Source organism: Cytophaga aurantiaca DSM 3654, assembly GCF_000379725.1.
Classification (GTDB): Bacteria; Bacteroidota; Bacteroidia; order Cytophagales; family Cytophagaceae; genus Cytophaga; species Cytophaga aurantiaca.
In genome coordinates this window covers 38650-52123 of sequence record NZ_KB903623.1, presented here as the reverse complement: position 1 = coordinate 52123, position 13474 = coordinate 38650, and the positions used below count along the sequence as shown (strand labels likewise).

At 35.7% G+C, this 13474-nt stretch carries 12 protein-coding genes; 6 read left to right on the top strand and 6 right to left on the bottom strand.

Features of this window, described 5'->3' with window-relative positions; translation table 11 throughout:
* Positions 1 to 11: 11 nt before the first annotated feature.
* The 3 genes from A3EE_RS0103700 to A3EE_RS0103690 all read left to right on the top strand — a co-directional run bounded on the left by A3EE_RS0103700 (position 12) and on the right by A3EE_RS0103690 (position 2511).
* On the top strand, positions 12 to 500 hold the full coding sequence (locus A3EE_RS0103700) for a hypothetical protein (protein WP_018342088.1): 489 nt from the start codon (positions 12 to 14) through the stop codon (positions 498 to 500).
* Positions 501 to 742: 242 nt separating this feature from the next.
* Positions 743 to 1576 carry a pPIWI-associating nuclease domain-containing protein gene (locus A3EE_RS0103695; RefSeq protein ID WP_211208916.1) on the top strand — a complete coding sequence of 278 codons (834 nt, stop codon included), beginning with the start codon at positions 743 to 745 and terminating at the stop codon, positions 1574 to 1576.
* A 188-nt stretch (positions 1577 to 1764) separates the two neighbouring features.
* Positions 1765 to 2511: a tetratricopeptide repeat protein gene (locus A3EE_RS0103690; RefSeq protein WP_018342085.1), complete on the top strand. Its 747-nt coding sequence runs from the start codon at positions 1765 to 1767 to the stop codon at positions 2509 to 2511.
* 447 nt (positions 2512 to 2958) lie between these two features.
* On the opposite strand, the gene A3EE_RS21770 is transcribed toward A3EE_RS0103690, so the two are convergent.
* The 6 genes from A3EE_RS21770 to alaS form a co-directional block, all read right to left on the bottom strand.
* Positions 2959 to 3216: a hypothetical protein gene (locus A3EE_RS21770; RefSeq protein WP_157446872.1), complete on the bottom strand. Its 258-nt coding sequence runs from the start codon at positions 3214 to 3216 to the stop codon at positions 2959 to 2961.
* Positions 3217 to 3415: 199 nt separating this feature from the next.
* Positions 3416 to 4030, bottom strand: a complete 615-nt coding sequence (locus A3EE_RS0103675) for a hypothetical protein (protein ID WP_018342082.1) — start codon at positions 4028 to 4030, stop codon at positions 3416 to 3418.
* Between the two features lie 177 nt (positions 4031 to 4207).
* Entirely contained in the window at positions 4208 to 4792 is a 585-nt protein-coding gene (locus A3EE_RS0103670) for a hypothetical protein (RefSeq protein WP_157446871.1), read from the bottom strand.
* A 4-nt stretch (positions 4793 to 4796) separates the two neighbouring features.
* Positions 4797 to 5966: a TlpA disulfide reductase family protein gene (locus A3EE_RS0103665; RefSeq protein ID WP_018342080.1), complete on the bottom strand. Its 1170-nt coding sequence runs from the start codon at positions 5964 to 5966 to the stop codon at positions 4797 to 4799.
* A 6-nt stretch (positions 5967 to 5972) separates the two neighbouring features.
* Entirely contained in the window at positions 5973 to 7430 is a 1458-nt protein-coding gene (gatB, locus tag A3EE_RS0103660; protein ID WP_018342079.1) for an Asp-tRNA(Asn)/Glu-tRNA(Gln) amidotransferase subunit GatB, read from the bottom strand.
* Positions 7431 to 7451: 21 nt separating this feature from the next.
* Positions 7452 to 10085: an alanine--tRNA ligase gene (alaS, locus tag A3EE_RS0103655; RefSeq protein ID WP_018342078.1), complete on the bottom strand. Its 2634-nt coding sequence runs from the start codon at positions 10083 to 10085 to the stop codon at positions 7452 to 7454.
* 279 nt (positions 10086 to 10364) lie between these two features.
* Here alaS and A3EE_RS0103650 point away from each other — a divergent pair, with 279 nt between their 5' ends.
* The 3 genes from A3EE_RS0103650 (at position 10365) to A3EE_RS22155 (ending at position 13471) form a co-directional block, all read left to right on the top strand.
* Complete coding sequence (locus tag A3EE_RS0103650) at positions 10365 to 10703, top strand: MerR family transcriptional regulator (protein ID WP_026209573.1); 339 nt, start codon at positions 10365 to 10367, stop codon at positions 10701 to 10703.
* 262 nt (positions 10704 to 10965) lie between these two features.
* A complete protein-coding gene (gene dprA, locus A3EE_RS0103645; protein WP_018342076.1) occupies positions 10966 to 12060 on the top strand; it encodes a DNA-processing protein DprA in 1095 nt (364 codons plus the stop codon).
* A 199-nt stretch (positions 12061 to 12259) separates the two neighbouring features.
* A complete protein-coding gene (locus tag A3EE_RS22155; protein ID WP_018342075.1) occupies positions 12260 to 13471 on the top strand; it encodes a DnaJ domain-containing protein in 1212 nt (403 codons plus the stop codon).
* Positions 13472 to 13474 lie beyond the last annotated feature (3 nt).

The window sequence follows — 13474 nt, the reverse complement described above, 5'->3', positions numbered from 1 at the left end:
TTTGAGAAAATATGAAATGGTTCAAGTTAAATAAAGAAAAAAAACAGTTTCCGCATATGATTGCTATTTACCTAAGCAATGAATATGACAAGATTCTAATAGCTCCCTTCTTTATTGATGAATCATGGGTGCATTATGAGCAAGAAGAAATTGAAATCTTGAAATTTGATGTCAATGATGAAATTCTTGGTGAATCAATCAAGCGAAACCTAAATAAGTTTGAACAAAAAAATGCCGACTTTACTAGTAGAAATAAGAAAGATTGGCCAGCTTTTAAAGCAAGTAATTTAAAAACAGTAAAAGAATTTGAATCTAAATTTTTAAGAATTTCAATTTCAGGACTTAATGAAGCGAATCTAATTCTAGCATTTGATGCTGAAACTAAATCTAAAGATGAAATTGACTTTAGAACAACTATTTCGGCTTATGCGGACAACAGTGCATTAGGTTATAGATTACGTAAACTGTTTAAAGCTCAACTTGAAAGAAAAATTGAATAAAAAAACGTGCTACAACAATACATACAATTTATAGCGGTGCGTTTCTCAGGAAACAGTTGAGCTCTTTCCTACTCCACCAAATTCCTGCGGAATTCTGATGGTAAAATAGAATATGGATTTCCGCAGCAATTTGTCTACTCTGTTCCATTAAACTTCTTATCTTTAAATACCGCTACAAATTGCATGTTAAACGTTGGCAGTAATGCTAGAAAAACACTTTGGATAAAATCAAATTGACAGGAATGAATTCAACACTAATTGAAATGGCTAAAATTGCCGACAGATTTTCATTACCTGAAAGTGTTCGACAAATTATTGAGACACAAAACAAATTCAAAGCTCTACTTCCAAAAATTGATATACCAACTTATAATTTCCCTAAGTTTGATATCACAGAGTTTAAGCCATTTTTAAATTCCGAGTTACTTGAGAATTTAAGGAGAATTGGAAATATTGGCGAAAGGTTAAAGAATAATCCAGAATTACAATTTGGATTTATAACAGACCTCGAAATTCTGAATTTAAAATCTGCTGAGGAATTTAAAGAAAGTTTAGTTTCTGATTTAACAGATGAAGATATTAAAGCCAAAGAAGAAATTTTAAGTGAGAATCTGGTTCCCTATTTGAAAGAACTTGGACTTGAAAATATTTGGTATGGTGCAAATTTCGCACTTGAAAATGATTCAAATCCTGACCGATTAAGGCATTGCCTAATTTCTTTGCGTACAATTTTGGAGCATTTAATTGACGACATTCTTGCACCAGTTGAGAAATTGAAAAATGCAGAAATGTTTGAGAAAGAATTTCGTAAATATAAAATTGGTAAACAAAAGCTGATTCACATACGAATAACAAGAGAGCAGAAAATTGAGTTTTTTACATCGCAAATCAAATTTGGAATGTTGGATGATTTTACAAAAAATGAAATAAAATATGTTTGTGATTGTTATTCTATTTTGTGCAATGTTCACCAACCAAATGTAGGAATTACAGAAAATCAAGTTAGAAGCTTAAAAGTTAAAACAGGAATAACGATTTGGTTATTGGTATACATGAATGAAATAATAAACGAATAAAGCAATACACACAACAATAGCTAGTAATTAGTGCAAGTTCGGCTTCAAGGAAATTTTAGTGCGTTAAAACCGCATGAATAATTTGTATATCAAAATATGCTTTCAGAAGTGGTGCGGAAGCATTCAAGGATTAACATTTGCACCAATTACAAGCACAACCGTTACAGGCAATTAAAGTCATAAACAAAATGATCAATCTGATACTTATTTTTATCTTAATTGTTGTTCCAACTATTTCAAATGGACAAGAACTATTTGAAGAAATCTCACCACTCCCTCCCTTATCAGATGAATTTTGTACTTCATTTAAGTATAATAAAAATTTTTATCATACAAATTACTATCTAAAACCTGAGGTTGTAATTAACAAAATAGATTCACTTTTTAATCTATTTACACATGATAATTCTTTAGATCATTGTGATTCCGTAAAAATGTCGGAACAATTAATTCAAAAGTCCTTTTTATTAAATCAAACAAATAAATTGCAATTATCATTTCAAACGTTGTTGATAGTAAAAACATATAATTTAAACAGAGAATACCTTCAATATGCTTATGGTAACTATTATATAGCAAAAGGAGATAGTAAATTAGCTGAGAAATATTTAATACCAATCTCAATTGATTCAGCAAATAAATATTATAATTCAGCAAACGAAAGTCTCGCAGATTTTTATTTTTCCAAAATGAAATATGAAAAATCTATAAAATGCCTTGACAAATCACTGAATTACTTTGAAAATGATTATCTCAAAAATAATGATATGCCTGTATTACCTGAATATATTATTTATATTATATTGAGAGGTGATTGCTACTATAAACTAGGGAAAACAGAATCAGCTTGCATGGATTGGAAAAAAGCTGCTACCTATGATACTTATAAATTATTCGAAGAAGAATTAAATAAAAAGTTATTAGAATGTAAATAAAAACATGCCTGTAACACTAGGTTGTAGCAATTTTATAAAAAACATATTCGTCCTATATGCTTCGACAAATCCTACTAATTACGACAATGTGTGCTGCACTGAACGTTTTCGGTTGGGATAATAAAGGTCGTAAGAGCAGTAAACATTGGAGTAGCTGGTCAGTTGATACCGCTTCCTATAAAGATGGTATGGAAATAATAAAAAAACGGCAGCGATATTTAAGGAATCAACATAGTTGGAGTCATCAAACAATAATTTTCAAATATGATTTATGTAATCATTTAATACAAAAAAGTAAGGAATATTCTGAAGCGAAATGCTTCAGTGGAAATTCTAAAATGATTTATGATAGACATTATAAAAGAAATTGTTCAAAGTGATAGACAGAAATTAAAATATACTAACAATAAGTAACATTTATTCCGCCAAGGTTGATAAATAAAAATATCAATTATCCTCTTTAGCAGCATTAATCCTTCGCACCAACTCCTTTGTCTTCTCATTGAAGGTATACGAGAAATATGTAATATATTCATGCAGGCCCCAATTATAACTTTCAAAATACTGTTTTTTAGTATCGTCTTCAATTTCGATGCTATATAAATTGCGGGCTACGAGCTTCACTCCTCTTATATCTTGCAGCTTTATTTTTTTCTTACCGAGATATAAATATTGATCGTCAAATTTTGCCGGATACGAAATCATAATATGAAAAAATTTCCGTAAAACTAACAAGGGGAATCCTATAAAAAAGACGAAAAATAAAAATACTATATTAAAAGATGTTACGAAAAACAACACAATCAACAAAATAAATATAACTGACAATATGATCCAAAATACTTTTCGAATAACAGCAAAAATTGAAGATAGATTAACAAGCATATAACTATTTATTAAAAAATTAAATAAGCATAGAACATTTCTTAATCAATTCAACAAAACACACGACCAAGATAAACATTAAAATATTTTTTTTATTTTCTGAATACTGCAACCACAAATTCCTTTTTCTCATAAGTAATATAATAAGAAAACCGAACGCCAAATACCAACCCATAGAAAAATCAGGAATAATTACATTTACACTATAAAGTACTTCTAAGCATAGAGGAATTAAGAAAAGTACAATTAAAAGAATCTCTGCTAATTCCATATTTCCAGACTCTTTATTATGCTTTGCCTCTATCCACAAAGCCAATGCAGGAAACACATTTGACAAAATTGCTACTACAGAAAAAATCTTAATAAACATATAAAATACCTCATTCGAAATATTAATACTAAAGCCAATTAAAGTTAATCTTTGAACAATAAACAATATAAACGTTAAAAAAAACAAATCTTTTTTCTCTGAAATGATTGTATAAAAAACAGCTAAACTTAATATGAACCCATGTTGAAAAAATATAACCAACCCATCACGTGACCCTAAAATGGGTAAAAGCGCTGTAAATATAATTGCGCCAATGATACCATATGATATTTTGTCTTTTATTTCTTTTTTCAACTTCAACATAAAATATTCATTATAGGTAGAAGAAACTCAGCATGTCTGTCTATTGATATGAATAAAATAAATTCATATCCTTTTCAAAAACCAGCGCCCTTAAATTGGCTGTCGGCCGTTGGCACAACAGCGGGTAGATTTGTAGTTGTGGTAAGAGTGGAAAATTATAACAGCAGTAAGAATATTTTAAAACGAAATAAACTTCGCGCTCACCTGGATCACATCCACAAACGATACAACCAGCAATAAGATCAACAGCTCTTTCTCTGAGTCTTTGTAACGCATCCAAAGATTGTTGTTGTAGATCAATGTTGAAATCAGAAAGCAGGTACCAAACGAGTAATACATAGAGTATTCTGTAGTAACTGCATAGCGGGTTGATGAGATCAATAAAAACAACACCAGCAAAAATTCCAGCATTTCAAAAGTCTTGAATTCTTTGCTGTGTTTATACGCCAACACACCAAAAGCAATGGCCGACAATAAAAAAGGCAATGCAAACAAGGCTTTGATATAGGATACATCTATACCGGGAGCCAACAACTGTACAGCCGATAATGCAATAAAGGACGCAAAAGTTAAAAAGAAAAGATCTTTCGATTCTGCCGTAACCAAATATAAACCTGCCAATAAACCCACAAACAGCGCACGCAACGTAATAAGTAATCCCGTATCAACTGTTGTTACAAGCGGTACAATTGCTGTCAACAAAATAGCGATAATTAATCCATAGGAGATCTTATCTTTCAACTCTTCGTTTATTTTCATCATAGCCTTATTTCAATAACTCCTGTAACTTTTCTTCCAATGCACTTCCGCGCAAATCTCTCGCAACTACAACACCGTTGGGATCTAATAAAAACGTTGCCGGAATTCCTTCTACCTGATACAAACGTACCACAGAAGATTCCCATGCTTTCAGATCGCTTACGTGTGTCCACGTTAATTTATCTTTCTCAATTGCACTGAACCACTTCTCTTTGTTATCGTCCAGTGACACACTTAAGATATCAAATTTCTTTCCTTTAAATTTTTGATATGCCTTCACAACCGTTGGAGACTCCTGACGGCATGGGCCGCACCAGGAAGCCCAGAAATCAAGCAATACATATTTACCTCTAAAAGAAGATAAACTTACCATCTTCCCTTTTGTATCCGGAAGAATAAACTCTGGAGCTTCCTTCCCTATTGCTGCAGGATTACCTTTTTCTTTCGCAACTTTTTGCTCCAGATAGGTTTTATACTGCGTTACATTTGTAACCAGACTTGCAGTATATTTATATGTCGGTTGCTTTTGTTTAATAGCCGTAGTGACTGTTTCAATAAATGGAAAATCATTTTCCCAATCTGCATAACTCAACATACTGAATACAATGGGAGAACCTGTATTCGCAGTGATAGACTCCTGTATGTATACTTTCATATCTGCTTCCGTAGCCTTGATCTGATTCATGCAATTGGTTGCAAAGATCGAAGATGTATTCACTTCTTTCATTGAATCCAACATAGCAGACAATTCACTATGTGTTTTAGTGAAGGCCATCATTTTTTTATTAAAATCAGCAAAGGTTGAGTTGTCTTTACTTCCTGTATACACAACTGTTTCAAGCAGATCATTTGCATCTGCTGTAAAAACAAGCGGATCTGAATTTACAATCAATGGCAAAAAGCTCTCATCTGCAAATCGAAGTCTGTAAATATCCACTTCATCCGCTGAACCTTTAAATTCAAATTCTCCAGCCTTGCTTAATTCAACAGAATCAATAGAAATCCAGCGTTTATCGCGCATTTCTTCTAAATGTACATATCCACCTTTGCTATGGCTTACGGTACCTTTAATAGAATATTCAAAACTTCCCGGCTTTGTTGCTTTTTCTTTTTTATCTGAACATGAAACAGTCCAAACCAATACAAGCAACAGATAAACGATTGAAATTCTTTTCATACTGAATTATGCTTCTAATACTTGTTTAATTAATTCGGTAGCAACTTTAGGATCTGCTTTACCTTTGGTAGCTTTCATCAGATCTCCCATAAACATAGACAGGATACCTGTCTTGCCGCCTTTATATTCTGCTACTTTAGCCGGATACTTCGCAATAATTTCCTGAATCAATGGAATCAATTCATCTGTATTGCTTTGCTGAACAAGGTTCAATTCTTCCGCAATCTGTAACGGTGTTTTTGAAGTTCCTTTTAATAACTCAGGGAAAATAGATTGGTTGGCAATCGTGGTATTTACTTTACCGGATTCAATCAAATCCACCAACAACGCAATTTGCGTCGGAGCAATTTTTAAATCTTTTACGTGTAAAGCCAATTCATTCAAATGTGATTTCACTGCACCGGTAACCCAGTTAGAAGCCAGCTTGTAATTCTTTGTATGTTTACACACTTCATCAAAATACAATGCGATCTCTTTGGTATCTGTTAATACCTGTACATCGTATTCGGATAATTTATATTCACCTGAAAACTTTGCATATAATTCCTGTGGCAAGGCAGGCAAGGTTGCTTTGATCTCTGCCAACCAGGCATCACTTACTGACACAGGTTGTAAATCCGGCTCAGGGAAATAACGGTAATCGTTTAATTCTTCTTTGGTACGCATACCATGTGTAGAGCCGTCTTCTGCATCAAACTGACGGGATTCAGAGATTATCTCCTCTCCTTTTTCAATCAATCCAATCTGACGTATAATTTCAAAATCAATTGCACGCTGCACGTTACGTACAGAGTTCATGTTTTTAACTTCTACTTTCTTACCGTATTCTTTTGCACCTTTCAACATCACGGAAACGTTTGCATCGCAACGCATAGAACCTTCTTCCATGTTGCCATCGCAGATCTCCAGATAACGAACCAGTTTTCTAATCTCAGACATAACAGCGTATGCTTCTTCCGATGTACGGATATCCGGTTCTGTAACAATCTCGATCAATGGTGTACCTGCACGGTTGTAATCCACAAGCGTGTCAACTTCGCCTGCAAGGTGCATGTTTTTACCAGCATCGTCTTCCATGTGAATACGATTCAGACGAATGGTTTGCTGATCGGTATTTTTTAATTTTATTTTAATATTTCCCCCAATACAGATGGGCGCGCTATCCTGCGTTGTCTGAAAACCTTTTGGAAGATCGGGATAGAAATAATTCTTACGATCGAATGACGTATAGCGATTGATTTCAGAACCACATGCCAAACCCATTTTGATCGCATACTCAACTACCTTCTTATTCAAACGTGGCAATGTACCCGGGTGACCAAGTGTAATAACACTTACGTTTGTATTGGGCAAACTTCCAAACTCTGCAGAATCTGAAGCAAATATTTTACTCAGCGTAGACAACTGCGCGTGAACTTCTAAACCAATAACCGGTTGATATTTATCTATAATTGACTGATCCATAATTCTTCTCTATCTAAACAATTAAGCATTCACCTGAATAAGATCCTTTGCTTTCGCAATCACTTTATCCAAACCATTAATTTCTTTACCGCCGGCAGTAGCGTAGAATGGCTGTCCGCCGCCTCCACCCTGAATTTCTTTCGATAATTCACGGATCATTTGTGATGCATTCAATCCTTTGTCTGCAACAAGATTATCCGAGATCATTACGGCAATGTTTGGTTTACCATCTACATTTACAGCAAGCACCAACAATAAATTATCTACTGTTTGTTTCAGATCGTATGCCACCTGACGCATGGCATCCACAGATGGCAATACAAGCTTCGCACGAATCAGATTAATATCGCCAACTTTTTCAACGGTATCTTTTAATGACTTCGCAATGGCTTTTGATTTCTCTGCCTGATATTCGTCTAATTGTTTTTGCAACACAACACGTTCTTCCAATAAATCTTCCAGCGACTTCACTAAGTCTTTTGGATTCTTCATCAGTTCCGTAATCTTAGCAAGTGTTGTTTGCTGTTCGTCCACAAATACTTCCGCAGCAGTTGCAGTCAATGCTTCAATTCTACGCACACCAGCAGCAACCGATGATTCACTTGTTATCTTGAAGAAACCGATCTTACCTGTAGAAGCAACGTGCGTACCACCGCATAATTCACGAGAGAAGGAATCATCAAACGTGATCATACGAACATACTCACCGTACTTTTCACCGAACAATGCCATAGCTCCAAGCTTCTTCGCCTCTTCGATTGGTACATTGCGTCTTTCGTTCAATGAAATATTCTCACGAATTTTTTCATTCACGATCAATTCTACTTTCTTCAATTCTTCTTCTGTTACTTTAGAGAAGTGTGAAAAGTCAAAACGCAATACCGATTCGTTTACTAATGAACCTTTTTGATTCACATGCGAACCCAATACTTGTTTCAATGCTGCATGCAACAAGTGCGTTGCAGAGTGATTGTTTTCTGTAAGTGAACGTTGCAAAACATTTACTTTACAATCAACAGACGCTTTTAAGTCTGCCGGTAATTGTTCAGTAATATGAATGATCAGGTTATTTTCTTTTTGAGTAGCAAGCACTTTAATTTTTTGAGCACCTTGCGTCAATGTACCAGTATCTCCTGCCTGTCCGCCGCTCTCTGCATAGAAAGGCGTCGTATCCAATACCAATTGATATTGATCTTTGCCTTTTGTTTTAACCTGACGGTATTTAATGATTCTTGAAGTAGAAATTAAATGATCGTAACCTACGAATTCAACTTCATCATCTTCTGTTACGATTGTCCAGTCGCTTGTTTCAACACTCGCTGCTTTTTTAGAACGTTGTTTCTGCGCAGCCATTTCCACATCAAAGCCTGCTTCATCCACTGTCAAGCCGTTCTCACGAGCGATCAACTGGATCAAGTCTAATGGGAAGCCAAATGTATCGTACAATTCAAAAGATGTTTTACCATCAATGACAGTAACTTTCTTCGTTTTTAATTCTTCTCTGATCTGCTCTAATTTACTCAAGCCAATATCAAGCGTACGTAGGAAAGAGATCTCTTCTTCCTGCACAACCTTCGAAACAAAGTCCTGTTGAGATTTTAATTCAGGGAACACATGCGCTAATTGGTCTGCCAATACAGCAACCAATTTATATAGAAACGGTTCTTTTAAATTTAAGAAGGTATATGCGTAACGCACCGCACGACGGAGAATACGACGGATCACATAACCAGCCTTATTATTCGACGGAAGTTGTCCGTCTGCAATAACAAATGAAATGGCACGGATGTGATCTGCCATCACGCGCATGGCAATATCTGTCTTTTCATCCGCACCGTATTTGATTCCAGAAGCCTTCGCTACGAAATCGATCATCGGTGTGAATACGTCGGTATCGTAATTTGATTTCTTTTTTTGAATCGCCATACACAGACGCTCGAAACCCATCCCTGTATCAACGTGCTTGTCCGGAAGTTCTTCAAGAGAACCATCGGCTTTACGATTGAACTGAATAAATACGTTGTTCCAGATCTCTACAACCTGCGGGTGATCGTTGTTCACCAATGTTTTACCATCAACGGCTTTCACTTCTTCGGCTGTACGAAGATCGACGTGAATCTCTGAACACGGTCCGCACGGACCTTGCTCGCCCATTTCCCAGAAGTTATCTTTTTTATTTCCTAACAGAATGCGGTCTTCTGCGATCCATTTTTTCCAGAAGTTATATGCTTCCGTATCACGTGCAAGCTTCTCTTTATCGTCGCCTTCGAAAATCGTTACATACAAACGGTCTTTCGGAAGTTTGTAAACCGAAGTCAATAATTCCCATGACCAGGCAATAGCCTCTTCTTTGAAATAATCTCCGAACGACCAGTTACCAAGCATTTCAAACATGGTATGGTGATAGGTATCAATACCCACTTCTTCCAAATCGTTGTGCTTACCGGATACACGCAAACATTTTTGTGTATCGGCAATACGACGGTATTTCGGAGTTTCATTTCCTAAGAAATAATCTTTGAATTGATTCATACCGGCGTTGGTAAACATCAACGTCGGATCATTTTTATTTACGATCGGTGCGGAAGGAACAATTTGGTGGCCTTTAGAGGCAAAGAAATCCAGAAATTGCTGACGGATTTCGGCTGAGGTCATAAACGAAGACATACTCAAACTAAGGTTTTCAACATTAAAACTATAAGATTCAAATTTAGGAAAAAACCACGTCAAAAGCCCGATTTTATGCAAGGGATTTAATATTTCATAGATTTTTAAGAATGTGAAACCACTTCAGAATGAAGGCTTTTCCACAAAGACTCTTGAAATGTGGAAAAGAAATAAAAAGCGAAAGGATTTACACTGGAAATGTACCGTTTGGAATATGTATTTTTGAACTGTATCGGTTCACGTATTTATACAAACCCAGCTATCAAATTGCCTTACAAAGAGAAAGATATAGAGAAAAAATATTTTAGCATTGGCGAAGTTTCGACCATGTTTAAAGTTGCTCCTTCCCTGATCCGTTTTTGGGAAACAGAGTTCGATATATTCAAACCTCAGAAGAACCGTCGCGGCAACCGTCAGTTTACCAAAGAAGATATTGAGAATTTCAGACTCATTTACAATCTGGTAAAAGAGCGAGGCTATACACTTCAAGGCGCAAAAGAAATGCTCAAAGTAGATCGTCACAAATCGAAAGATAAACTGGAGTTGTTAGAATCTCTTCAGAAGGTCCGTGATTTTTTGGTTGATTTGAAGAAGCAGATGGAATAAAGTTTTAAGTAATAGGTTTTAAGTTTTAAGAATCGTTACTTTTAAAAAGCTTTACGTTTTAATTGATAGGTTTTAAGATTCTTAGCCTTTACATTTTATTCGTTTAAATAGTACCCTTCTGTCTTTCATTTAGAACTAAAATTTTTACTCTTACTATTTTAAGATACTCATATACAACGTGCCTCTTTCTTAAAACTTATTACATAGAACTTAGTACTTTCTTAGAACTTATTACTTAAAACATAAAACTTTCCTACCCGCTATGCAGGAAAAAATTTACCAGGTTGCCGTGGGCCTTATCCCTGGCGTTGGTGCAGCTACAACTAAAACGCTGATCAGTTATTGCGGCAGTGCCGAACAGATTTTCAAAACACCCAAAGGTAAACTCAAAAATATTCCTGGGATTGGAGATATAACCATTCAGAATATTCAGGATACTACTGTTTTACATGATGCAGAAGAAATTGTAAAACGATCAGAAAAACTCGACACACAACTTCTTTTTTATACCGATCCGGATTATCCGAACCGCTTAAAACAAATTCCGGATGCTCCTACTTTATTGTACTACAAAGGAAGTGCAGCTGTGAATCCTGTTAAATCCATTGCAATTGTTGGCACACGCAAAGCAACCGAATATGGTAAAAGTGTAGTACGTAAATTACTGGAAGAACTGGCTTCATACAAACCGCTTGTTGTAAGCGGACTGGCATATGGAATAGATATACAGGCCCACAGAGATGCACTGGATCTTGGTTTGGAAACCATCGGTGTAATGGCTAACGGCACAGATATTATTTATCCATCTGTACATAAAAACACCGCTGCAAAAATGATCGAGCAAGGCGGATTGATGAGCGAATATACCTTCGGCTCCATCGCTGAACCCATGCGCTTTCCGGCACGAAACAGAATTATTGCAGGTATGGCAGATGTAACCATTGTTGTTGAAGCAACGCAATCCGGCGGCGCATTGATTACCGCCGATATTGCAAACAGCTACGATCGCGAAGTAATGGCCGTGCCCGGACGAATAAACGATATTACTTCTGAAGGCTGCAACAATTTAATTAAGCAAAACAAAGCGCACACCTTAACAAGCGCTTCAGACCTGATCGAATTATTAAATTGGGATATTGAACCAAGTCAGAAAGCAAGTAAAAACATAATCCTCTCTGAACTTGAGGAAGAGGAACTCATGATATACGCCGTATTGGTTGATACAGAAGGCATACACATTGATGAATTAAGCTGGAAGTCACAATTACCCATGCACAGAATCAGTTCTGTATTGTTGCAGATGGAATTTAAAGGCCTTGTAAAAGCACTCTCCGGTAAAAAATTCACGCTGCGATAATGGACTATTTTCAAGTTTAACAAAACCTCCAAGGATTTATGATTACATATAAATTAAACCTTCACACATACTAATAATCCTTGGAGGTTTCGAATAAAACTCACATTTTTTTCATTTGGTTGATAAAAGCAGTTTCTTTCACTTTGTGAACTTAACTGCTTTTTATATCTTGATGCTTTACAAGGTTTAAAAGAATCGTATGGCATCAACGTTTTATGAAGTATTAGGAGTATCCCGTTTTGCATCTGATGCTGATATAAAAAAAGCGTTTAAAGAGTTAGCAAAAAAGTATCATCCGGATAAACATCCCGGAGAAAAATTTTACGAAGAACATTTCAAAAAAATAAATGAAGCATATCAAACCTTGTCGAACCCGCAGGCAAGACAACGATACGATCTTCGCATCAATTATACACAAAGCACACCTCCGCCTAATCAACAACAATATAGACGAGCTGCAAATCAACAGCGTCCAGCTTCGCAGGCACAAGCCCCCTATACGAATTATAAAAAACCACAAGCAAGTCGTTCAGCATCATCACAAAAAAAACTAAATAACTATTATGTTTATATGGGCATTGGTGCTTTTGTATTCATCATAGGATGTGCGTGGTTTTATAATTTCATGAATGCGTATGCTTCGAACGAGTATTACACAGAAGGTTTAAAAGAAGAGCAAAAAGGCAATAACGTAGAGGCAATGGGCTACTTCTTTTCATCCTTAGAGAAAGATCTAGAAAATCCAAAGGTGAATGAAAAAGTCGGTGATATATACAGCAAGCTCGCACACAACAATTCGATTGAATTATTTTATTTCGATCTGGAATTACAAAAAAAGGCTGTAGATGCAAGTCTGGATGAAGAGAGCGCCGATCTTTACAGAAAAATGAAAAGTATAGATTCTCTTGCTGCGATGTATTACAACAGAGCATTTGAAAATTACGAATCCGATGAAGACAAGCGCAGAGTTGGCCTTAAACGGATCCGGACTGATATAAAGATCGGAAATTTTAGAGAAGCAATGGTTGCAGCCAGTCAAATCAATAACTATCCGGATGCAAAACGGGACGACAGTGTATTATACTATCAGGCTGAGATCAATTTTCAAATGAAGAATTATACTGAAGCCCGTCGTCAATACATGAGCTTCTATGGATTACATCATAAGTCTTCTGATGCGCTTATCCGATCAGCTTTGTGTCATTACAATGAAAGCAACGAAGATTTTGCTATCGGTCAATTAAACAAAGTCATTGCACAGTTTCCCGACAAAGGAGAAGCATATTATTTTAAAGGAGAAATTGCCCGACGTAATCAGGATTCCATTTCATCCTGTACGCTATTCTACAAAGCAGATAGCTTAAATGTCTTAGCGGCAAAAGCTGCTGTTTATAAATACTGTGAAAACTAATTT